This window comes from Streptomyces sp. NPDC004111 (genome assembly GCF_042874215.1).
GTDB lineage: Bacteria > Actinomycetota > Actinomycetes > Streptomycetales > Streptomycetaceae > Streptomyces.
The window spans coordinates 257208-281745 of sequence record NZ_JBIAMU010000006.1 but is presented as its reverse complement, the minus strand read 5'-3'; the positions used below and the strand labels follow the sequence as shown (position 1 = coordinate 281745).

Below are 24538 nucleotides of genomic sequence, written 5' to 3'. Positions count from 1 at the left end.
GGACGCGGGGCGGACACGGGCCGCGCCGGGTGCACGGGAGGGCCGGGCGCGCGGGAGGGCCGGGCGCGCGGGAGGGCCGCGACCGGGCCCGTCGTCCGGCGGGTGCGGCGTCTCCCGCCCCGGGGCGGAGGGAGCCCTTCGGGGGAAAGGGCCCTCCTCGGGGGAGGCCCCGGGGCGGGAGAGTTCGTGCGGGGCGCGCGGCCCCCTCTCGACGGGCGGTGGGGATCCCGGCCGCCGGTGGGCGGGCCCGGCCGGCCGCCGGTGCGCGGTGCCCGGCCGCCGGTACGCGGTCCCGGCAGGCCGCCGGTACGCGCTCCCGGCCGAGCACCCGTGGTTTCAGTCGTCCCTCTTGGCCGCTCCCCCGTCGCCGGGCAGCGGCTCCTGCTGCCGTTCCCGCTGTGCCGCGTCGTCCGGTGCCGGCTCCTCGTCCGCCGCTCCGTCGGCGGGCAGCCTGAGCGAGCCCGCGGCCGTTCCCGCCAGACCGAGCAGCACCAGCGCGGCGGCACAGACGAGGATCGCCTGCGCGGTGGTCAGCCACTGCGCGAGCAGACCACCGAGGCCCGCGCCCGCCGCCTGCGCCGCGCCGTTGAAGAGGTTGTTCGCGGAGTTCAGCCGTCCGCGCATGCCGTCCGGGGTGAGCAGGATCTGCTGCGTTCCGATGACGGTGTACGCGGTCGGTGCGAGGAAGGCCATGCCCGCCAGCAGCAGGCCCCAGACCATGACCTCGTCCGTCAGCGCCATCAGCGGGACGAGCAGCGCCATCAGCCAGATGATCCCGGCGATGGCCTGGTGCGCCTTGAACGACCGGGAGATGCGCGGCGCCAGCAGCGCGCCGACCAGCCCTCCCGCGCCGAACATCGCCGCCATCACACCCACCTGCCCGGACCCCGTGCCGCTCTGCTTCGCTGCCACCACGACCACCAGGTAGAGCGCCTGGAAGAGCAGGTTGAGGGCGGTCAGCAGCAGGGTGGTGGAGCGGAGGAAGGGCTGGCGCGCCATGAAGGCGAAGCCGTCCACGACGGTGCGCGGGATGGTGGAGAGCGAGGTGCGCACCCGCGCGCGCACCGGCAGCCTGACGAAGAGGATCACCACGAACGTCAGCAGGTGCGCCACCGCGTCGGCCAGGAACGGCACCGCCCTGCCGAGCCCGAAGAGGAATCCGCCGCCGGACGTTCCGGCGAGCTGGCCCAGGTGCATCCTCGCGGTGTTCACCGAAAGCGCGGTGGGCAGTTGTTCGCGGCTCACCACGGAGGGCAGCGAGGCGCGTTCGGCCGGGTCGAAGAGGCTGGTGGCGGCACCGGACACGCCGGCCGTGGCCAGCAGCAGCCAGACGGGGGCGTGCCCGGCGAGGACGGCGATGCCCAGCACGCCGAGCGTCACCGCCCGTACCAGCGCGCAGCTCACCATGATCTTCTTGCGGTCCCAGCGGTCCACCAGGGCTCCGGCGGGCAGCCCCACCACCACCTGGGCGAGCGCGTTCACCGCGCTCACCGCGCCCGCCACTCCCGGGGAGCCCGTCGCGGCGAGGGCGAGCAGCGGGAAGGCGAGGGTGGAGACGTTGAGCCCGGTCTCGGAGAGGGTGGTGCCCGTCCACAGCAGGTGGTAGGCGCGGTTGCGGCGCAGCGGGACCGCCTGCTGTGCGCGGGGTTCCGTGACGTCCTTCGCGGTGGCTCCGTTCATCGCAGCCGCCCCCGGCACTCGTCGGCGATCGCGCGCAGGCCGTCGGCGAACTCGGCGGCCAGCCGCTCGACGGTCCGCGGCTCGTGCACGGCCGGGGAGTAGTACCAGGTGAACTCCAGCCTGCCGTCCTGGATGCCGCCGACGACCTCCAGGAGGTGGTCCATCCGGTCGTCGGGGCTGTGGTCCTGCCCGATGGCGCCGTGCACGGCGTGCACGAGTCCCTCGCCGCGTCCGCCGGAGCGGCTGCGGCCGAGGAAGTTGAAGACCACTTCCGGGTCGGGTCCGTGCAGCGGGGCGTCGGGGTGCAGGTGGCGCAGCGGCCCGTACCCCACTCCCCTGCCGGGAACGGCGCGCAGCTGCCTGCGGACCGAGCGGGTCAGCTTCTGCCAGTCCGCTCCGGCGGGCACGGTGAGGCCGACGGGGTGCACGGCGGTGAACCAGCCGACCGTACGGGACAGATCGACGCCGTCGAGCGCCAGGTCGCGGCCGTGGCCCTCCAGGTCGACGGTGACCCGCTCGCTGCCCGACCAGCGGGACAGCACCTGGGCGAGGACGGCGAAGGCGACCTCCTCGACCTTGGTGCGGTAGAGGGTCGGCGCGTGCTCGGTGAGCTGCTCCGAGTCCTCCGCGCTGATCCGTACCGCCGCCGAGCGGCTGCCCGCCACGGTGGCGGTGCCTTCGTGGTCGCGGGGCAGCGGGGCGGGGCTGCCGAGCTGCTGCCAGTACGGGAGTTCGTGGTCGAGGCCGCCCGCGCGGACGTGCTCGGTGAGGGTGCGGGCCCACTCCTGGAAGGTGGTGCCGCGCGGACCGAGGTCGGCGCTCCGGCCGGCCGCGGCGGCGGCGAGTGCGACCTGGAGGTCGTCGAGCAGGATGTTCCAGGAGACGGTGTCCACCACGAGGTGGTGCACCGTCAGGAACAGCCGGGGGCAGCGCCGTTGCCCCGAGTCGAAGAGGACGGCGCCGAGCAGCGGGCCCTCTCCCAGGTCGAAGCCGGCCTGGGTCACCGACGCCTCCCGGTCCATGAGGGCGATCAGCTCGCCGTCCGGCACGGCGGAGGTGTCGACCACGCGGAGCGGCCGGTGGCCGGGCCGGTGCGGCGGGTTCTCCTGGGTCCACTCCCCGGCCCGCTGCCGGTAGCGCATCCGCAGCGCGTCGTGGTGGGCGAGGAGCGCGTCGAGAGCGGTGTGCAGCTGGGGTGCGCCGACGGAGGCGTCGAGCTCCAGCAGGGTCGACTGGTTGAAGTGGTGGGGCTTCTCGTGGGTGGCGAAGAACCAGCGCTGTACGGGGGTCAGCAGGACCGGTCCTTCCGCGGGCGGCCGGTGTTCGCTCTCCTGGCCGGCCTCGGTGGCCGCGGCGGCGAGTTCCGCGACGGTCTGGTGCAGGAAGACGTCCTGGGTGTCGAGGCGCAGTCCGGCCCGGCGGGCGCGGGCGGCGACCTGGATGCTGAGGATGGAGTCGCCGCCGAGGTCGAAGAAGCGGTCGTCGACGCCGACGCGGGCGGTGCCGAGAGTCTCCTGCCAGATGCGGGCGAGGAGTTCCTCCTTCGCGTCGCGGGGCGACACGTGGTGCGCCCGGTCCGCGGCGGGCCCGGCGGGGCGCGGCAGCCGCTTGCGGTCCACCTTTCCGTTGGTGCCCAGCGGCAGCCTCTCGAGCACCTCGACGACGGCGGGCACCATGTAGCCGGGCAGGCTGGCGGCGACCGCGGCGCGGAGGTCCTCGGGGGACAGGTCGGAAGCCTGCCGCCGTGCTCCCGGCGCCACGTAGGCGGCCAGCAGTTCGCGGCCCCCGGCGGGCTTCCACACCACCACGGCGGCGTCCGCGACCCCCGGTTCGCGCAGCAGTGCCGCTTCGATCTCGGACGGCTCGACCCGGTGGCCCCGCACCTTGAACTGGTGGTCGGTGCGGGTGACGAATTCCAGTTCGCCGCCGGCCACCCGGCGGACCAGGTCACCGGTGCGGTACATCCGGCTGCCGGGGGCGCCGTAGGGGTTGGCCACGAAGCGTTCGGCCGTCAGTGCGGTCTGCCCGGCGTAGCCGCGGCCCAGTGCGGGCCCGTCGATGTAGAGCTCGCCGGGCACTCCGTCCGCCACCGGCCGCAGGAACCGGTCCAGGACGTGCAGGCCGACGCCGTCGAGGGCGGTGCCCACCGGGACGGCGGCGCCCTCGCGCAGTTCGCCGGGGCTCCACAGGGTGGAGACCAGGGTGGCTTCGCTGGGGCCGTACACGTTGAAGAACCGCCGGCCCGGGGACCAGGTGCGCACCAGGTCGGGCGGGCACACGTCGCCGGCGGCGGCGACCGTGGCGAGCAGGCCGTCCAGCCGGCCGGCGTCCATGACGGCCAGCAGGGCGGGCGGCAGGACCGCGACGGTGGCGCCGGTCCTGATGATCTCCCCGGCGGGGTCGGGGGCCGGGCGGGGGCCGGTCAGGCAGAGGGTGCCGCCCGCGGTGAGGGTGCAGAACAGGTCGCAGACGCCGCCGTCGAAGCTGGCCGGGGCGTACTGCAGCACCCGGCTGTCGCGGTCGATGCCCCATGCCTCGCGCAGGATCCCGGCGGTGCGGGCGATGGCGCCGTGCGGGATGACGACGGCCTTGGGCCGGCCGGTGGAACCGGAGGTGTGCACCACGTAGGCCACGTGGTGGGGCGTCACCCGGTGCGCGGAGCCGCTCTCGCCGGGCAGGGGGGTGTCCGCGCCGCCGTGGGCGCCGTCGGTGCCGTCCAGGACGAGCACCTCGAAGCGGCCCTCGGGCAGCAGCTTCGCGAGGTGCGGCTGTGTGAGGAGCAGCGGCAGGTCCGTGCCGTCGATCATGCCTGCGATGCGGTCGGCCGGGTACTGCGGGTCCAGCGGTACGTACCCGCCGCCCGCCTTGAGCACGGCGAGCGCGGCCACCAGCATCTCCACGCCCCGGTCGGCGAAGACGCCGACGAGGGTGTCGGGCACGACCCCGCGGGCGGCCAGGGTCCGGGCGAGGGCGTCGGACCTGGCGTCGAGTGCGGCGTAGGAGACCTCGGAGCCGTCCGCGGCGAGCACCGCGAGCGCTTCGGGCCGTTCGGCGGCCCTGCGCCGGAACAGTTCGTGCGCCAGGACCGCCGCCTCGGGGCCGGGAGCCTCGTGCCAGCGGCGGGGTTCGGGTGCGGGGGCGGGTGCGCCGGGCACCCAGGGCAGTTCGCGCAGCCGCTCGCCCGGCTGCTCGGCGATCCCGGTCAGCAGGGTGACCAGGGCCGCCACCATGCGCCGGGCGGTGGCGGGGTCGAACAGTCCCACGCTGTACTGGAGGGCCGCGTCGAGGCCGCGGTCGGTCTCCTGGAACTGGAAGGTGAGGTCGAAGGCGGCGCCGCCGGTCGGCAGCCCGAACTCCTCGGTGGACGCCCCGGCGAACGCGACCGGTGCGCCCGGCGCGTCCTGGAGCACGACCATGGTCGAGAACAGCGGGGTCCTGCTCGGGTCGCGGTCCGGGCGCAGCGCCTCGACGAGGCGGTCGAAGGGCACGTCGGCGTGGGCGAAGGCGCCGTTGACGGTCTCCCGCACCTGGTGGAGGAAGCCCGCGAAGTCCTGCTCCCAGTCGATGGTGGAGCGCAGTACCAGGGTGTCGACGAAGAAGCCGACGATGTGGTCGAGTCCGGGCCGGTCGCGGCCCGCGGAGACGGTGCCGACCGCGATGTCGTCCTGGCCCGACCAGTGGGCGAGGAGCAGTTGGGTCGCGGCGACCAGGGAGGCGAAGAGGGTGGTCCCGCCGTCCTGGCTGATCCGGCGCAGCCGCTTGGCGGTGTCCGTATCGACGGTGAACTCCAGTTGCGCGCCGTGCCGGGTGCGCACCGGGGGCATCGGCCGGTCGGTGGGCAGTTCGAGCGGTTCGAGGCCGGCCAGCCGCTCCCGCCACCAGTCGAGCTGCGCGCTGCCCTCCGTCTCCCAGCGTTCGCGCTGCCAGACGGCGAAGTCGGCGTACTGGAGGGGCAGTTCGGGCAGTTGCGGGTCGGTGCCGGTCAGCCGGGCCCGGTAGAACTCGGCGAGGTCGCCGACCAGGACGCCGGCCGAGCGGCCGTCGGTGACGGTGTGGTGCAGGACCAGGGTCAGCACGTGCTCGTCGTCGGCGAGCCTGACCAGGTGGGCGCGGAAGAGCGGGCCCGTGCGCAGGTCGAAGGGGTACGCCCCGTCGGCGCCGACCGCGTGCTCCAGCCGTGCGGCGCGCTCGCTGACGGGGTGGGCGGAGAGGTCGCTGAGGACGAGCGGGAAGGGCTGTCCCGCCGGGGCGATCACCTGGTGTCCCCGGCCGTCCTGCTCGGTGAAGGTGGTGCGCAGGCTCTCGTGCCGGTCGACCAGGTCGGCCAGTGCCCGTTCCAGTGCGTCGGCGTCCAGGGGGCCCCGGACGCGCAGTCCGAGCGGGGAGTTGTACTCGGCGCCCGCCTGGTCGAACTGGCTGAGGAACCAGAGCCGTTGCTGGCCGAAGGAGAGCGGCGGGGCGACGTCGCGGCCGACCGGACGCGGTCCGGTGCCGGGCGCACGGCCCGCCTCCTCGCCGAGCAGGGCGGCGAGGGCGCGGACGGTGGGGGCGGTGAACAGGGCGCGCGGCGAGATGCCCGTGGGGAGGTGGCGGCGCAGCCGGGCGACCACCCGGATGCTCAGCAGGGAGTCCCCGCCGAGGGCGAAGAAGTTGTCCTCCGCTCCCACCCGGGTGACGCCCAGGACTTCGGCCCAGACCTCGGCGAGGAGGGTCTCAGTCGCTCCTCGCGGGGCGGTGTAGGCGTTGTCGGCGACGCGGTCCGGGGGCGGTGCGGGCAGTGACCGGCGGTCGGTCTTGCCGCCCGGCAGCAACGGGATGCGCTCCAGTTGCACGAACGCGGAGGGCACCATCGCCTCCGGCAGGGCCGCCGTCAGTACGGTGCGCAGCAGGGCGGTGTCGAGTGCGGTGCCCGGCGCCGCGGGCACCACGTAGGCGGCCAGGCGGTGCCTGCCCTGTTCTCCGTACGCGGTGACGACGGCCTCGGCGACGGTGTCCAGGGCGGTGAGCGCGGCCTCGACCTCGGCGAGTTCGACGCGGAAGCCGCGGATCTTGACCTGGTGGTCGGCCCTGCCGAGGAACTCCAGCTCGCCGTCGGCCGTCCAGCGGGCGAGGTCGCCGGGCCGGTAGAGCCGGGCGCCGGGGGTGAAGGGGTCGGGCACGAAGTGCCGGTCGGTGAGGTCGGGGCGCTTCCAGTAGCCGGCGCTCACCCCGTCGCCGCCGATGTGCACCTGTCCGGGCACGCCGACCGGCACCGGCCTGCGGTGCTCGTCGAGGACGTAGACGCGGGTGTTGGCGAGGGGGGTGCCGACCGGTACGTACCCGGAGCGGGAGGCCAGCTTCTCGCGGGTGGGGACGAACACGGTGGAGTCGACGGTGGCCTCGGTGGCTCCGTAGGCGTTGACCACCAGGGTGTCGGGGTGGGTGTGCGCGAGCAGTTCGAGGCAGTCGTCGACGCGCCAGCCCTCGGAGCCCACGGACATCAGCTGGAGGGCGGGCAGTCTGGTGCCCCTCCCCCTGACCTCGTCGACCAGCGCCCCGGCCAGCGAGGGCACCAGCTCGATCGCGGTGCCCTCCTCCTGTTCGACCAGGGCGAGCAGCCGGACCGGGTCGGTGATCAGGTCGGTGGGCACGATCAGCATCGAGCCGCCGAAGAAGACCGAGCGCAGCAGGTCGGCGAAGAAGAGGTCCACGGAGAAGCCGGTGACGGAGACGAACCGCAGCCTGCGGTCGGTGAGCCCGTACAGGCCGTCCCAGGCGCCCGCGATGTACAGCAGGTTGCGGTGGGTGACCACCACGCCCTTGGGGCGTCCGGCGGATCCCGAGGTGTAGATGACGTAGGCCGGGTCGTCGGGTCCCGCGGTGGGCGGCGGCGCGGTGTCGGGGCCCGCCGGGTGCGACCGGTCGTCCAGGACCACGACGGCGGCCCGGTGTCCGGGCAGCCGTCCGGCGACGGCCGCGTGGGTGACGACGACCGCGGGTTGCGCGTCGTCGAGCATGAACCGGAGCCGCTCGGCCGGGTATTCGGGGTCCAGCGGTACGTAGGCGGCGCCGGTGCGGAGCACGGCGAGGACGGCGACGGCGAGGTCGGTGGTGCGCTCCAGGTGGAGGGCCACCCGGGTGCCGCGGCCGGCTCCGGCGGCGATCAGCCGGTGCGCGAGCCGGTTGGCCCGCCGGTCGAGCTGGTGGAAGGTGACCGGTTCGCCGCCGCCCGGCTCCAGGAGTGCCGTCGCGTCGGGGCGTGCGCGGACCTGGGCGTCGAAGAGTTCCTGGACCAGCCGCTCGGGGCGGCGCGGTGCCGCGGTGGCGTTGCGTTCGACGAGCAGGTGGTGCGTCTCCTCGGCCGTCACCCAGGGCAGTTCGGCGGGGGTGCGGTCCGGGTCCTGGGCGACGCCTTCGAGCAGGGTGCGCAGTTGCGAGGCGATCCGGGCGACGGTGCCCGCGGTGAACAGTTCCTCGTCGTAGGTGAACCGGATCCGCAGTGCGGTGTCCAGGTGGCCGCTGACGGTGAGCGGCAGGGTGCTGTGGTCCGAGGCGTCGAGCACCCGGACGGTGATCCCGTCGCGGCCGGTGGCGCCTTCCGCGACGGGGTAGTTCTCGAAGACGACCAGGCTGTCGAAGAGCCGCTCGCCCGCGCCCGGCCCGGCGTGGCGCTGGATGTCGGACAGGGCGAGGTGGTCGTGGCCGACGCTCTGTGCCCGGTCCGCCTGGAGGGAGCGCAGCCAGGTGCCGAGACCGGCGTCCGCGTCGGGTCCTTCGAGGTTGGCCCGTACCGGGACGGTGTTGACGAACATGCCGATGCTGCTCTCGATGCCCGGCACCTCCGGGGTGCGTCCGGCGACCACCGCGCCGAAGACCACGTCCCGCTCGCCGCTGTGCCGGCCGAGCAGGATCGCCCAGGCGCCCTGGAGCAGGGTGTTGGGGGTGACGCGGTTCTCCCGGCACCACCGGGTCAGGGTGTCGGTGGTGGCGGGGTCCAGGTCCAGTGGGTGTGTTCCGGTGGCGCGGGGGCGGTGGTCGGCGGCCGGGCTGCGGTCCACGGGCAGCGCGTTGGGTCCGGCGAATCCCTCCAGCGCCTGCCGCCAGTGGGCGAGGCCGGCCTCCCGGTCCTGTCCGGCGAGCCACTGCAGGTAGTCGCGGAACGAGGCGCGGCTGAGCACGGCTGCGGGGCGGCCGTCGACGGCGGCCCGGTAGTGGTCCAGCACCTCGCTGAAGAGCTGGGCGGTGCTCCAGCCGTCCAGCAGCAGGTGGCTGAACGTCCAGATCTGGTGGACGGTCCGCGGTGCGACGCGTACGAGGGCCAGCCGCATCAGGGGGCCGGCGGCCAGGTCGATGCCGGTGCGCCGTTCGGATTCCATCAGCTCCTGCAGGCGCGCCCCGGCGTCCGGCACCTCTTGCCAGTCGAGCTGCTCGACGGGGAGTTCCAGGTCGTTCCTGATCAGCTGTACGGGGGCGGGGACGCCTTCCCAGCGGATGGTGGCGCGCAGCGCGTCCACCCGCCGGAACACCTCGCGCCAGGCGCCGGCCAGGGCCTGGGTGTCGTGCACCCCGTCCAGGCGCAGGGCGAGCTGGTCGACGTACGCGCTGCCCTCCGGGTCGGTGAGGGTGTGGAAGAGCATGCCGTCCTGGAGCGGGGTGAGCGGCAGGACGTCGTCGGTGCGGCGGCCGTCGCCGACCAGCCGGTCCAGGGCCTCCTGGCCGATGTCCACGAGCGGGAAGTCGCCGGGGGTGCGGCCGCCGGCGCCGGGTTCGGCGCAGTGCGCGAGCACGGCGCGCAGGTGGGCGGTCATGGCTTCGCCGAGCCGGCGCACCGTGGCGGCGTCGTGCACCTCGCGGGAGGTGAACCAGGAGAAGGTGAGCCGTCCCCCGCTGACCGAGCCGACCACCTCGACAAGGTGCGCGCGCCGGTGGCCGGGGTCCCGTTGCGGTCCCCCGTCGCCGAGCTGGGCCCGGTAGAGGGAGCCCGCGGAGAACGCCCCGTCCAGCTGCCCGTGGTAGTTGAAGGTGACGGGCAGCACGGCGGCGGGCCCGAACCCGTCCCGGTGGGCGGCCAGCGCCCCGTAACCGAAGCCCTTGCCGGGCACGGCCCGCAGCTGTTCCTTGACGGACTTCAGGCGGGCGGCGACGCCGTCCCCGGCATCGAGGTCGAGGGCGACGGGGTGCAGGGCGGTGAACCAGCCGACCGTGCGGGAGAGGTCGAGGCCCGCGAGGACGTCCTCGCGGCCGTGGCCCTCCAGCCCGACCAGGACGCGGCGGGAGCCGGTCCAGTCGGCGAGGGTGCTGCCGAGCGCGGTGAGCAGGACGTCGTCGATCCTGGTGCGGTAGACCGGCGGGACCTGGTGCAGCAGTGCGTCGGTCTCCTCCTCGGTGAGGGAGAAGTCGGTGCGTTCCACGCTCCCGGCGGTGTTGGGGCCGGTGCGGTCGACGGGGACGCGGAAGGTCTCCGCCGCGGCCTGCCGCCAGTGCGGGAGTTCGTCGTCGAGGCCGCCCGCGCGGACGTGCGCGGCCAGCCGCGCCGACCAGGCGGCGAAGGGGGTGGCCGGGGTGCCGAGGTCCACCGTCCGCCCGGCCCGTACCTGGGCGTGCGCGGTGGCGAGGTCGTCCAGCAGGATCCGCCAGGAGACGCCGTCGACCACCAGGTGGTGGGCCGTCAGCAGCAGTCGGGCCGGTTCGGCGGGGCCGTGGGTGAACAGCACCGCGCGCAGCAGGGGGCCGTGCTCCGGGTCGAGGTCGCCCCTGGCGGCCCCGGCCGCCTCCCGCACGGCGGCGTCGCGTGCGTCCGGTGCCGTCGCGGTGAGGTCCAGGCGGGTGAGGACGGGGGCGTATCCCCGCTCGGCGGCCTCCTGCACCCAGCCGGTGTCCTCCCGGCGGAACCGGGTGCGCAGCGCCGGGTGGTGGGCGACCAGCGCGTCGAGCGCCGTCGCGAGCGCGCCGGGGTCGGCCGCGGGGTCCAGTTCGAGCAGTACGGACATGGAGTAGCGCGGGACGGTGCTGCCGTCCGCGAGCAGCCGGTGCTGCATCGGGGCGAGCGGAGCGGGTCCGCTGTGCCGCGGCGCGGGGGTCCCGGTGTCCCCGGCGGCGGTGACGCCGGGCGCGATGCGGGCGATGGTCTGCTTGACCAGGATGTCCCGGGACTGGAGGCGCAGTCCGGCCGCCCTGGCCCGGGAGACGGCCTGGATGCTGAGGATGGAGTCGCCGCCGAGGGCGAAGAAGTTGTCCTCGACGCCGACCCGGTCGGTGCCCAGCAGTTCGGCCCAGATGCGGGCCAGGGTCCGCTCCACGGAGGTCCGCGGCGGCACGTGGGCGGCCGTTGGCTCCTCGTCCGCCGGGGTGGCGGGCAGGGCCCGGCGGTCGGTCTTGCCGCTCGCCGTGCGGGGCAGTGCGGTCAGGAAGGCGTACGAGGCGGGGACCAGGTGGTCCGGCAGCAGGTCGCGCAGGTGGCCGCGCAGGGCCGCCGCGTCGGGCGCGGGGGCGGCTCCGGCTCCGCCGGGCGCGGCCGGCGCGGGTGCGGCCGTCCGCTCCTCGCGCGGCACCACGAAGGCGACCAGCCGCCTGGCGCCCGCCCTGCCGGTGCGGGCCACCACCGCGCAGTCGTCGACCGCCGGGTGGGTGCGCAGCGCCGTCTCGATCTCGCCGGGCTCGATCCGCACGCCGTTGATCTTGACCTGGTCGTCGCCGCGCCCGTCGTACTCCAGCCGTCCGTCGCGGGTGCGGCGGACCAGGTCGCCGGTGCGGTACATCCGGGTGCCGGGTGCGCCGAACGGGTCGGCGACGTAGTGCGCCGCGGTGAGCCCGGCCAGGTGCAGATAGCCGCGGCCCAGCGGGGGTCCCGCCAGGTACAGCTCGCCCTGGACGCCGTCCGGTACGGGGCGCAGGTACGCGTCCAGTACGTAGGCCCGGGTGTTGCGGACGGGCAGGCCCAGGTGGGGTGCGGTGTCCGCGGTGATGCGGGTGGCGACGGTGTCGACGGTGCACTCGGCGGGGCCGTAGAAGTTGTGGGCGCTCAGGCCGGGGGCCGCGGCCAGTTCCTGCCAGAGTTCCGGGCCGACGGGCTCGCCGCCGAGGACCAGGACGCTCGGCCGGTGCGGTGCGGCGTCGTCGAGCAGGCCCGCGTCCAGCACGGGGCGGGCGAAGGAGGGGGTCAGCTGGAAGAGGTCCACCCGCTCGGTGCGCGCGTAGGCCACCAGGTCGTCGGCGTTCAGCCGGGTCTCGGCGTCCACCAGGTGCAGGGTGTGCCCGTCGGCGACCGCCATCAGCGGGTTCCACGACGCGTCGAAGGTGGGCACGGTGGTCAGCGCCACCCGCAGCTTGCGGCCCAGGGCCCGTTCGGCGGGCGCGAACAGTTCGTCCCGCTGGCGGGCGAACAGGTTGGCCAGGGCGCGGTGTTCCACCAGGACGCCCTTGGGCCGGCCGGTGGAGCCCGAGGTGTGGATGACGTACGCCCCGTGCTGCGGCAGCGGCGGGCGGGCGCCGGTACCGGGCGCGGGCACGGGCGCGGCGGCCGTCGCCGCCCGCTCGCCGGGCTCGTCGAGCACCAGGTGGCGGGTGTCCGCGGGGACGGCCGCGCACAGCTCGCGGGTGGTGAGCGTCAGGGCGGGGCGCACCGAGTGCAGCAGTTCGCCGACGCGTTCGGCGGGTTCCTCGGAGTTCAGCGGCACGTAGACGCCGCCTGCCTTGAGCACGGCCCACAGTGCGACGACGAAGTCCGTGCCGCGCGGCAGCAGCAGGGCCACGGGGCTCTCCGCGGTGACCTGCTCGGCGCGCAGCCGGTGGGCGAGCCGGTCGGCCCGCCCGTTCAGCTCGGCGAAGGTGAGGGTCTCGGCGCGGTGCACGAGGGCGGGGGCGTCCGGGGTGGCCGCGGCCTGTGCCTCGAAGGCGGCGAGGAGGGTGGCCGGTTCCCCCTCGGGGGTGCGGGTGGCGTCCCAGCCGCGCCGCAGCTCCGCCTCCTCCGCGGGGGCGAGCACCGGCAGGGCGCGCAGCGGGGTGCGGGGGTTCCTGGCGACCGCGTCGAGCAGGTCGGTCAGCCGCCCGGCGAGGGCCCGTACGGTCGCCTCGTCGAAGAGACCGGTGCTGTACGAGAGTCCGAAGTCCAGCTCGCCGTCGCGTTCCTGGAACTCCAGGCCGAGGTCGAAGTTGGCCTCCCAGCGGGGCGGTTCCCATTCCTCGGCGGTGAGGCCGGGCAGGGTGAGCGGGGCTCCCATGGCGTTCTGGAGCACCAGCATGGTCTGGAAGACGGGGGTGCGGCTGGGGTCGCGCACCGGTTCCAGCGCCTCGACGAGCTGGTCGAAGGGCACCTGGTCGTACTCGAAACCGTCCAGGACGTCGTCCCGCACCCGGGCGAGCAGATCGGCGAAGGACTCGCTCTCGTCCACGGTGGTGCGCAGGGCGACGGTGTTGGCGTAGAAGCCGACCGCGTCCTCCAGGCCCGGCCCGCCGCGTCCGGAGGTGACGGTGCCCACGGTGATGTCGGGCTGTCCGGACATACGGGCGAGCAGCAGCTGGTAGCCGGCCATCAGCACCGGGAACAGCGTCGTGCGCTGCTGTGCGGCCAGGTCCTTGATCCGGCCGGTCAGGTCGGCGGGAACGGTGGTCCTCAGGACGGCGCCCGCCGTGCGGCGGACGGCGGGGCGGGGCCGGTCGGTCGGCAGGTCGAGCGGCGCGGCACCGCTCAGCCGGCCCTTCCAGTGGGCGAGTCCGGCGTCCGGTCCGGGTCCGGCGAGCCACTGCCGCTGCCACAGCGCGTAGTCCGCGTACTGGACGGCGACCGGCGGCAGCTGCGGCGGGCGGCCGGCCGTGAACGCCGCGTACGCGGTGCCGAGTTCGCGGAAGAGGACGCCCGACGACCAGCCGTCCAGCACGCTGTGGTGGGCCGTCAGCAGCAGGACGTGCTCCTCGGGTGCGGCGCGCAGCAGCAGTGCCCGCAGCAGGGGGCCGCCCGACAGGTCGAAGGGGGTGGCGAGTTCGGCGCGGGCCGCGGCTTCGAGGTCCGCCCCGCACTCGACGACGCGCAGCAGGCCCGGCTCGGGCGGGTGCACCACCTGGTGCGCCCGGCCCCCGGTGACCCGGTAGCTGGTGCGGAGCACTTCGTGCCGCTCGGCCAGCAGGTCCACGGCGCGGGCCAGGGCGGCCCGGTCGAGGGGCCCGGTGAGGCGGGTGCCGAAGGAGCTGGTGTAGTCGGTGCCGTCCGGGTTCAGGCTGCTGAGCAGCCACAGCCGCTGCTGGCCCGAGGAGAGCGGGAGCTCGTCCGGCCGGGCGACCGTGCCGACGGCGCTCGGGGTGCCGGACGGGTCGGAAGTGCCGTACGGGGCTGCCGTGTTCGGCGCATCGGCAGGGCCGGGGGCGGTGTCCGGCGTGTCCGGGGTGCCGGGTGCGGTGGCCGGGGACGCACCTCGGCCCGCCAGCCTGCGCAGGACTTCCGCGCGCGCCTCGGGGGACAGCGCCGCCAGCCGGTCGGCCCGGGGGGTTCCACCACTCATGCTCGTACTCCTCATGCCTCGCTGCCCGTTCATTCGCTGCCCGTTCCTTCGCCGGTGGTTCCCCCGGCGGTCGTTCGTTCGGCGGTCGCTTCCTCGCCGGTCGCCTCTTCGGCGGTCGGCTCTTCGCCGGTCGCCTCTTCGGCGGTCGTGCCCAAGGTGCCGAGGACGTCGGCCAGCACCTTTTCCTCGATGACTTCCGCCAGTTCGGCGACGGTCCTGGCGGTCATCACGTCCCGGGGCGACAGGGAGACCCCGAAGGCCCTGCGGACGTTGGCCGTGACGCTCAGGCTGCGGATGGAGTCACCGCCCAGGGCGATGAAGTCGTCGTGCGCGGCCACCTCCGGCACCCCGAGCACCGTCGCCCAGATACCGGCGAGCGCCTCCTCCGTGGGGGTCCTCGGGGCCGGGCGCTCCGGCGGGGCAGCGGGCCGTCCCGCGGGCCGCACCAGCGCGGCACGGTCGACCTTTCCGTTGGTGGAGAGCGGCAGCCGCGGCAGGAGGGCGAACTCCGCGGGAACCATGTGCTCGGGCAGCAGCCCGGCCAGGTAGCGGCGCAGCTCCGCCGCGTCCGGGGCGTGCGGCCCGCCGCGGGTCACCACGTGCGCGCCCAGCACCCCGTCGAACACCGCCGCGGCTGCCGCGGCGATCTGCGGGTGGCCGGCGAGCGCGCTCTCCACCTCGCCGAGTTCGATCCGGAATCCTCGTACCTTCACCTGGTCGTCGGTGCGGCCGAGGTACTCGACGACGCCGTCCGCGCGGCGGCGGGCCAGGTCTCCGGTGCGGTACAGCCTGCTGCCGGGCGCGCCGTGGGGGTTGGCGACGAACCGTTCGGCGGTCCGGCCGGGGCGGCCCCGGTAGCCGCGGGCCAGGCCCCGGCCGCCGAGGTACAGCTCGCCCGTGGCACCGTCCGGCACCGGCTGGAGGGTGTCGTCGAGGAGGTGGACCTGCATGTTGCGGATGGGCACCCCGATGGGTACGGCTCCGGCGGCCACCGGCTCGGCGGGGTCCGCCCGGTGCACGACACAGCCCACGGCCGCCTCGGTCGGGCCGTACTCGTTGAAGACCGCGCTGTCCGGGTGGGCGGTGCGCCAGTCGGCCAGCGTCTCGCCGAGCAACTGCTCGCCGCCCACCACCAGGTCGGCGGTGCCTGCCGCGACGTCCGGCAGCCCGGCGAGCAGCGGCAGGTGGCTGGGCGTCGCCTTCACGAACCCCACCGCCGTCCCCGTGTCGGCCAGTTGGGCCAGCGCGTCCGGTTCCAGCGGCGCCACCACGACCGTGCCGCCCACGGTGAGCGGGGTCCACAGCGCGGTGACGGTGAGGTCGAAGGAGATCGAGGAGTGCAGCAGGGAGGAGGTGCGCAGCCCCGGGTAGGTCTCGGCGGCGTGCGCCAGGTAGTGCGCCAGCGCCCCGTGCTCGACGACCACGCCCTTGGGGGTGCCGGTGGAGCCGGAGGTGTGGAGCACGTAGGCGGCGTGCCCGGGGGCGGGCGGCACGGGTGCGGTGACCTCGGTGTCCGGGCAGGTGTCGTCGGGGATGTTCAGCCGGCAGCCGGGCGGCAGCACTCCGTGCAGCAGGTCCGCGCCCTCCCGGTCCGCCAGCAGCCGGCCCGTGCCGCAGTCGGCGAGCAGCATGCCCAGTCGGGCGGGCGGGTGCTGGAGGTCGAGCGGTACGTAGGCCGCGCCCGCCTTCCAGATCGCGAGCAGGGCCACCACCAGGCGGGCCGACGGCCGCATGGCGACCGCCACCAGGTCCTCGGCGCCGATGCCGTCCGCCCGCAGCCGTGCGGCCAGCGCGTCGGAGCGGCGGGCGAGTTCGGCGTAGTCGAGACTCTCGCGTACGTCCCGCAGGGCGACGGCGTCGGGGGTGCGCCGGGTCTGGGCGGTGATCCGCTCGACGGCGGTGTGCCCGTCCTCGGCGACGGCGGTGTCGTTGCGGGCGGCCAGCCGGGCCCGTTCGTCCCCGGTGAGCCAGGGCAGGTCCATCAGCCGGGTGCCGGCGCCGCGGGGCGGGGCCGCGATCCCGCCCAGGAGCAGCCCGAGCCTCTCCGCGAGGCCGGCCACGGTCGGCCCGTCGAAGAGGTCCGGGTCGTAGGCGAAGGAGAAGGTCAGTTCGTCGTTGGGGTAGATGCCCACGGACAGCGGGTAGTTGGTGGTTTCCGCGTCGGCCTGGATGTCGCGCATGGACAGGCCGCCGACGGTGAGGGCGTCGTCGTCCACCGGGTAGTTCTCGAAGACCAGCACGCTGTCGAAGAGCCGGGCGGGGGCGGCGATGGCGCCGGCTGCCTGGATCGCGGGCAGTGGCAGGTGCGCGTGGGCGCGGGCCTGGGCCTGCCCGTCCTGGAGGTCGCGCAGCCACGGGCCGAGTTCGGCGCGCGGGTCGGCGAGGGTGCGTACCGGCAGGGTGTTGATGAACAGCCCCACCATCTCCTGTGCGCCGTCCAGGTCCGCGGGGCGGCCCGAGTCGGTGGCCCCGAAGCAGACGTCGTGCTGTCCGGCGAGCCGGGACAGCAGCACCGCCCAGGCGCCCTGCACGAGCGTGTTGACGGTGACCTTCCGCTCGCGCGCCGCCCGGTGGACGCGGGCCGAGAGCCCGGCCGGAAGGCCGGTGCGCAGCCGTGCGGAGGACCGGGCGCGGTGCTGGGCGGTGGGCCTGCGGTCGAAGGGCAGCGCGGTGGGCGCGGTGAAGGTGCGCAGCCGCTCCTCGAAGTACCGCTTGGCCTCGGTCGCGTCCTGGCCGTCCAGCCAGGCCAGGTAGTCGCGGTACGGCGGCCTGGTCGCGGCCCGTCGCTGCGGGCGCCCGGTGCGCAGGGCGGTGTACTCGGCGAACAGGTCGCAGAGCACGTGGTAGAGGCTCCAGCCGTCGAGGAGCGCGTGGTGGAAGGACCACAGCACCTGAAGCGGACCGCCGGGGAGGCGTGCCGTCGTCAGCCGGGTGAGCGGCCCGTGCGTCAGGTCGACGCCCAGCGCGTGGTCGTCGGCGAACAGCTGCTTCAGGCCGGCGGCCCGTCCCTCGTCGTCGAGTTCGGTCCAGTCCAGGCGGGTGAGCGGCGTCCGCAGCTCGCGCAGCACCCGCTGGACGGGCTCGCCGAGTTCGGACTCGGCCATCGTGGTGCGCAGCACGGGCGTGCGGTCGACCACGTGCTGCCAGGCGTCCGCCAGCAGCGCGTCGTCGTCCACACCGTCCAGGACGAAGGCGAACTGGGCGAAGTAGGCGTCCTGCCTGCCGGTCTCGACGGTCGCTTCCAGCGAGTGGAAGAGCATTCCGGCCTGCATCGGGCTGAACGGCAGCAGGTCCTCCACGGTCCGTCCGTCGCCGGTCAGCCGGTCCACGCCCGGCTGGTCGAGGCGCAGCAGCGGGAAGTCGGACGGGGTGTGCCCGTGGGCGGCCGGGTCGGCCGCGTGGGCGGCCAGGGCGCGCAGCGCGTGCGCGGTGGCCTCGGCGATCCGGCGGACGGTGGCCTCCTGGTGCACGTCGGCGGAGTACTGCCAGAGCAGTTCGAGTCCGTGCTCGCCGTGCACGGCGACGACGTCGAGAAGGTGCGGCCGTACGTTCCCCGGTGCCTGTCGCAGCGCCATCCGGGGCCGGGTGGCGGCGGCGAACAGGGTCCCGGCGGGCGGCTCCTCGAAGCGGCCCAGGTAGTTGAAGCTGATCTCGGCGCCGCGGTCGCGCTCGGCCCGGTGGTCGGACGCGGTGCGCAGCGCGCCGAACCCGATGCCGTCGCCCGGTACCGCACGCAGTTGCTCCTTGACGCTCTTGAGCAGGGCGGACCAGTCCGTGGCGGGCGTCGTGGCGGGCGTCGTGGCGGCGGCCCCGGCGGGGACGTCCAGGACGACGGGGTAGAGGGAGGTGAACCAGCCGACGGTGCGCGACAGGTCCGTGCTGCCGCTCTCGGTCCTGCCGTGCCCTTCGAGGTCGATCCGCACCCTTGGGCCGCCGGTCCACCCGGCGAGCGCGCCGGCCAGCGCGCTCAGCAGCACGTCGTCGGGGCTGCCGTGGTAGTGGGCGGGGAGGTCCCGCAGCAGTGCCTCGGTCTCCTGCGGCGTGAACCCCACGGTGAGGGTGCGCGACGATCCCGCGGTGGCGCTGCCCGGCAGGTCGCGGGGCAGCCGGGGCACGTCGGCGTCCAGGACGCCCTGCCAGTACTCCCGCTCCTTCTCGAACCCGCCGGCCGCGGTGCGCTCGTCCAGCTCCCGGGCCCAGGCCCGGAACGAGGTGGTCTTCGGGCCGAGGTCGACCGCGGTGTCCGCACCGGGGCCGGCGGCCCGGTCGTAGGCGGTCGCGAGGTCCGTGAGCAGTACCCGCCAGGACACTCCGTCGACGACCAGGTGGTGTGCCGCCAGCACCAGTACCGGCGGCCTGCGCGCACCGCGCAGGAACAGGGTGGCGCCGAACAGCGGGCCCCGGGCGAGGTCGAACTGCTCCTCGTGCCCGGCCGCCGCGTCGATCCTGGTGTCCTGCTCGGCGCGGGAGAGCACCCCGAGGTCGACCGTGCGCAGCAGTGTGCCCGGCAGGTCGGGCACCTCGGCGTGGTGGCCGGTGCCGTCGGTGAAGCGCAGCCGCAGCGCGTCGTGCTGCGTCACCAGGCCGTGCAGCGCCCGCTCCAGCGCGGCGCCGTCCACGCCCGGGATCAGGTCGATGCGTACCGTCTGGTCGAAGTGCCCCGGCCGGGCGGGGTCGGTGCCGTGGAACCAGCGCTGGACGGGGGTGGGCGGCAGTTCGCCCTCGACGGGGCCCTGTTCGGCGGTGGCGGCCGGGTCGGCGGCCCACTGGGCCACGGCGGCCAGCGCGGCGACCGTCTGGTGGCGCATCACGTCGCCGGAGCGGATCAGCAGGCCCTCGGTGCGGGCGCGGGCGGCGACCCGCATCGTGAGGATGGAGTCCCCTCCGAGGTCGAAGAAGTTGTCCTCGACCCCCACGCGGGCGACGCCCAGCACGAGGGCCCAGATCCCGGCGAGCAGTCGCTCCTTCTCGTCCCTCGGCTCCAGGTGGACGCGCTCGGAGACCACTTGGGGCGCGGGCAGCGCGGCCCGGTCCAGCTTCCCCGACGTGGTCAGCGGCAGCGCGCCCAGCACGACGAACGCGGACGGCACCATGTACGAGGGCAGGGTCTCGCGCAGTACGGTGCGCAGCCAGGCGGTCTCCGGCCGGTGGCCGCCGGGCCGCGGCACCACGTACCCGACGAGCCTGCGGGAGCCGGCGCCGTCCGGCAGGGCCAGCACGACGGCGTCGGTGATCTCCGGCAGCCTGAGCAGCGCGGCGACGATCTCCCCGGGCTCCACCCGGAAGCCGCGCACCTTGATCTGGTCGTCGGCCCTGCCGAGGAACTCCAGCACCCCGTCCGGCAGCATCCGGGCCAGGTCGCCGGTGCGGTAGAGGCGTTCCTCGGGGTCGAAGGCGGCGGGTGCGAAGGCGGCGGCGGTCTCCTCGGGCCGGTTGAGGTAGCCCTGCGCCAGGCCGTCGCCGGCGATGTGCACCTCGCCCGGCACCCCGTCGGCCACCGGCCGGCCCGCCGGGTCGAGCAGGTGCACCCGGGTGTTGGCCAGCGGCCTGCCGATCGGCACGGAGGCCCGCTCCAGGTCGCGCGCGGTGATCCGGTGGCTGGTCGCGAACACCATGCTCTCCACCGGGCCGTAGCCGTTGACCAGCCGCAGGTGGGGGTGGGCCCGCAGGACCCGGCCCGCGTGCTCGACCGAGACGGCCTCGCCGCCGGTCATCACCTGGCGGAGCTTGCCGAAGACCTCGGGATGGTCCTGTGCCATGACGTTGAAGAGGCTGGAGGAGAGCCAGCAGGTGGTGACGGAGTGCCGGGCGACGAGTTCGGCGATCGCTTCGGGTTCCGGGGTCGGCGCGGGCTGGAGGACGCACCGGGCACCGTGCAGCAGCGCGCCGAACAGCTCCAGCGAGAAGGCGTCCCAGGAGATCGGCGCCGTCTGGAGGAGCACTTCGCCGGGGCCGAAGTGCGCGAAGTCGGTGCCGACGAAGGTACGTACGGTGGCGCGGTGCGGGGCGACCACTCCCTTGGGGCGGCCGGTGGAGCCGGAGGTGAACATCACCGTGGCGGGGTCGTCCGCGCTGCCCGGGAGCGCCAGGTCGTCGCTCTCCTCGTGGCCGGCCGCCGGGTCGGCGGTCGACAGGAGCACGGGGGCGCTCGCCCCGGGCAGGGCGGCGCGTACGGTCTCCTCGTGGCCGGGCTGGACGATCACCAGCGGAGCGTCGAGGTCCTCGAACATCAGCCGCAGCCGCTCGGCGGGCAGGCCGGTGTCGAGCAGCGCGTAGGCGCCGCCCGCCTTGAGCACCGCGAGCAGTCCAATGATCAGTTCGGGGCTGCGGCGTGCGCAGACCGGGACGAGCGTGCCCCGGCGGACGCCGTGCGCGACCAGGCGCCGGGCCAGCCGGTTGGCGGCCCGGTTGAGCTCGCCGTAGCCGAGGGTGGTGTCCTCGTGCACCAGGGCCACCGCGTCGGGGGCGGCCCGTACGGTCGCCTCGAAGAGTTCGTGCACGCGGGCGGTGCGCGGGTAGTCCACCGCCGTGTCGTGCCAGTCGGCCCTGGCCCGCCGGGCCGCCTCGTCCCCGGGGCCGGTCAGCGCGAGCGCACCGGCCGGTGTGCTCGCGTCGGCGACGGCGGACCGCAGCAGTCCCGCCAGGTGGCCGGCGAGCCGGGCGACGGTGGCGGCGGTGAACAGCTCGGTGCTGTACTCGATGCCTCCGGTGAGGGTGCCGCGGTCGTTCCAGAACTCGAAGAGCAGGTCGAACCGGGTGCTGGTGCGCGGCAGTCGGGCCTCGGCCACGGCGAGGCCTGCCACGGTGCGGGGGCACACCAGTGCATCCTGGTAGGTGACCACGGCCTGGAGCAGCGGCATCCGGCCGGGCTCCCGGGGCGGCCGGAGCGCGTCCACCAGCCGGTCGAAGGGAACGTCGCCGTGCTCGACGGCGGCCAGCGCGGACTCCCGTACGGAGTCCAGGAACGCGGTGAACGGCCGCTCGGGATCGAGGACTCCGCGCAGCGGCACCAGGTTGGCGAAGAACCCCTGGGTCCGTTCGTAGCCGCCGTCCGGCCGGCCTGCCGTGGCGATGCCCAATGCGAAGTCGTGCTGGCCGCTGTGCCGGGCCAGCAGGGTGTGCACGGCCGCGGTGAGCGTCATGAAGACCGTGGCCCGGCGGCTGCGGGACAGCGCCCGCAGGCCCTGGGCGACGTCGGCGGGCACCTGGAACCTGTGCAGCGCGCCCGTGCCGCGCCGCACGGCCGGGCGGGGCAGGTCGGCGGGGAGGTCGAGGGGCGGCAGGCCGGCCAGCGCGGTCCGCCAGTGGTCGAGCCCGGCGTCCCAGGCACCTTCCCCGGCGTGCTGCCGCTGTGCGGTGGCGTACTGGTGGAAGGGGGCCGGTGCGGCGGACCCGGCGGACTGGGCGGACTGGGCGGACTGGGCGGACTGGGCGGATGTGCTGCCGGTCGCCGTCCGCTCGTACAGGTCGAGGAGTTCCTGGACGAGGGCCCGGGTGGACCAGCCGTCGGTGATGATGTGGTGCTGGTTGAGCACCAGGACGTGCCGCTCGCCGGGGAGCCGGAGCAGCAGGGTGCGCAGCAGCGGGCCCTCGACCAGGTCGAACGGGCGCGCGGTCTCGGCGGCGAGCAGCCGCTCGCGCTCGGCCGCCGCCGCGTCGTCGTCGAGGGCGCGGAGGTCCGCCGTTTCGAACGCGGGCTCGCCGGGTTCGTGGATCACCTGGAGGCCGCCGTGCTCGCCGGGCCTGAAGGTGGTGCGCAGGGCCTCGTGCCGGGCGATCAGGGTGCGCAACACGGCCCGCAGCACGTCGGGGTCGAGCGGGCCGGTGAGTTCGACACCGACGGCGGTGCCGAAGCGCCCGAGGTCGGGCGAGCTTTCGTGGAGGAACCAGAGGCTCTCCTGGGCGAAGGACATCGGCGCGGTCCGCCCGCGCGCAGCCTCGTGCGCGGGCCCGTGCGCGGGCCCGTCCGGGCGGGGGGACGGCGCGACGGCACCGGCGGCTTCCGGAGCATCCGGGCCGGTGGCCGTGTTCGCATCGGCGGCCGGGACCGCGCCCATGGCTGGGGTCTCACCGGTGGCCATGTCCGCACCGACGGCCCGAGGCTCTCCGGTGGCCATGTCCGCACCGACGGCCGGGGCCGCGCCCGGGGCCGGGGCCGCGCCCAGGGCCGTGCTCGGGGCCGGGGCTTCGAGCAGGGCCGTGCCCGGGGCCGGGGCTTCAAGCAGGGTGGCGAGTGCGGCCACGGTGGGGGCGTCGAGCAGTTCGCGCAGGCTCAGCGCGCCGGGGTACGTGCGCTTCAGCCGGCTCAGCACCCGGGCGGCGAGCAGCGAGTCGCCGCCGAGGTCGAAGAAGTCGTCGGTGGTCCCGACGTCCGGGGTGCCGAGCACTTCCGCCCAGACCCGGGCGACGGCCCGCTCCGCCGGGGTCACCGGCGGAACGTGGACCAGGTGACGGGCCGACCAGTCGGGGGCCGGCAGCCGCGTCCGGTCCACCTTGCCCGAGGGGGTGAGCGGGAAGCACTCCACCGCGACCACCGCGGCGGGCAGCAGGTGCTCGGGCAGCGACTGCCGCAGGTGCGCGACGAGTTCGGCGCGGGTCGGGGCGAGCGCGTCGGCGACGGCGCGTACGTGGACCACCAGCCGCCGGTGGCCCTGTGCGTCCTCGGGCGCGCTCGCGGCGGCCTCGGCCACCAGCGGGTGGGTCAGGACGGCCGCCTCGACCTCGCCCGGTTCGATCCGGAAGCCGCGGATCTTGACCTGGTCGTCGCTCCTGCCCCGGTAGCGGAGCACCCCGTCCGCGGTCAGTTCGGCGACGTCGCCCGTGCGGTAGAGACGGCTGCCGGACGGGCCGAACGGGTCGGCCACGAAACGTTCGGCCGTCAGCCCGGGGCGGTTGAGGTAGCCCAGGGCCAGGCCGTCCCCGGCCACGTACAACTCCCCCGGTACGCCCACGGGTTGCGGCCTGAGCCGGTCGTCCAGGACGTGCACCCGGGTGCCGACGACCGCGCGTCCGATGTCGGGCGCGGTGCCGTCGCCCGCGATCGGGTCGCTCATCGTCGCGCAGACGGTGGACTCGGTGGGCCCGTATCCGTTGACCATCAGCCGGCCGGGTGCCCAGCGCGCGGCGACGTCCGCCGAACAGGCCTCCCCCGCGGTGACGAGGGTGACTCCGGCCGGTATCGCGTCGTCCGGCAGCGTGGCCAGTACGGCGGGCGGCAGGGTGACGTGGGTGATGCGCTGCTCCCTCAGCAGCCGGGCGAAGTCCGGTCCCGGGACCAGCCGGGCGCTGTCGGCCAGCACCAGCGCGCCGCCCGTGAGCAGTGCCATGGACAGCTCGAAGACCGAGGCGTCGAAACTGGGGCTGGCGAACTGCAGGACCCGGGAGCCGGGCCCGGCGCCCAGCCTCGCCACGTGCTGGGCGGTCAGCGCGGCGAGACCGTGGTGCGGCACGGCGACGCCCTTGGGCCGGCCGGAGGAGCCGGAGGTGTAGATGACGTACGCGGTGTCCAGCGGGTGGCCCTCGGGCAGCGGCGGCCGTCCGTCGCGGGGGGCGGTGAGGGCCTGGGCGACGTCCGCGGAGGCGAGGTCAAGGACCTGGGTGGGACCGGTCGGGCCGACGAGTTCACCGAGGCCGGAGGTGACGGTGATGCCGGAGGTGTCTGTGCGGTCCGCAGTGTCTGTGCGGTCCGCGATGTCCGTGCGGCCGGCGCCGTCGCTCGGCCCGCCGGTGCCGTTCACCAGGAGCAGCTGCGGCGCCGCGTCCGTCAGCATGTGGGCGATCCGCTCGGCCGGGTAGGCCGGGTCGACCGGCAGGAAGGCCGCACCCGCCTTGACCGTGGCCAGTGCCGCCTGGACGAGTTCGGGCCCGCGGGCCATGCCGAGGGCCACGATGCTGCCCGGTCCGGCGCCCCGGTCGGCCAGCAGGTGCGCCAGCCGGTCGGTGCGGGCGTCCAGTTCGGCGTACGAGAGCGTGGCCTGCTCGTGCACCAGAGCGGGCGCCTCCGGGTGGCGCTCCGCCCGGCGGCGCAGCAGCCGGGGCAGGGTCTCGGCGGTGGGGGCCGCTGGGACCGGCTGCCGCGGGGTGCGGCCCGTCGCCGTACCGCCGGTGGCGTGGGGATGACGCGGGTCCGGGGTGGCCGCCTCGTGCGACATGCTGGTGTCTCCTGCCTCGGTTGGCTCGAAGGGCCCGGGGTGACGCGAAGGGCCTGGGGTGGCTCGGGCGCCCGGGTGGGCCTCGTGGGCCCTGGGCGGATCAGTGGGGTTCGGCGGGTCTTGGGCGTGGGGCGGGGACTTGGGTAGGGACCCGGGGCGCGGAACCCCCGGAAGGGCTCCGGGTGCGGGCGCCCGGAAGGGCTCCGGGTGCGGGCGCCCGGAAAGGGCGAGCGT

3 protein-coding genes are annotated in these 24538 nt (G+C 75.3%); all 3 read right to left on the bottom strand.

All coding sequences use genetic code 11. The features are described from left to right. Positions 1-336 precede the first annotated feature (336 nt). From ACFYVL_RS15140 to ACFYVL_RS15130, 3 genes are read right to left on the bottom strand one after another with little or no spacing between them, the layout of a single operon-like run. Entirely contained in the window at positions 337-1680 is a 1344-nt protein-coding gene (locus ACFYVL_RS15140; protein ID WP_389244669.1) for an MFS transporter, read from the bottom strand. Further along, positions 1677-14153, bottom strand: a complete 12477-nt coding sequence (locus ACFYVL_RS15135; protein ID WP_389244667.1) for an amino acid adenylation domain-containing protein — start codon at positions 14151-14153, stop codon at positions 1677-1679. Before ACFYVL_RS15135 ends, ACFYVL_RS15140 begins: the two co-directional genes overlap by 4 nt. Before the next feature lie 29 nt (positions 14154-14182). Continuing rightward, on the bottom strand, positions 14183-24304 hold the full coding sequence (locus ACFYVL_RS15130; RefSeq protein ID WP_389244665.1) for an amino acid adenylation domain-containing protein: 10122 nt from the start codon (positions 24302-24304) through the stop codon (positions 14183-14185). Between the last annotated feature and the right edge of the window lie 234 nt (positions 24305-24538).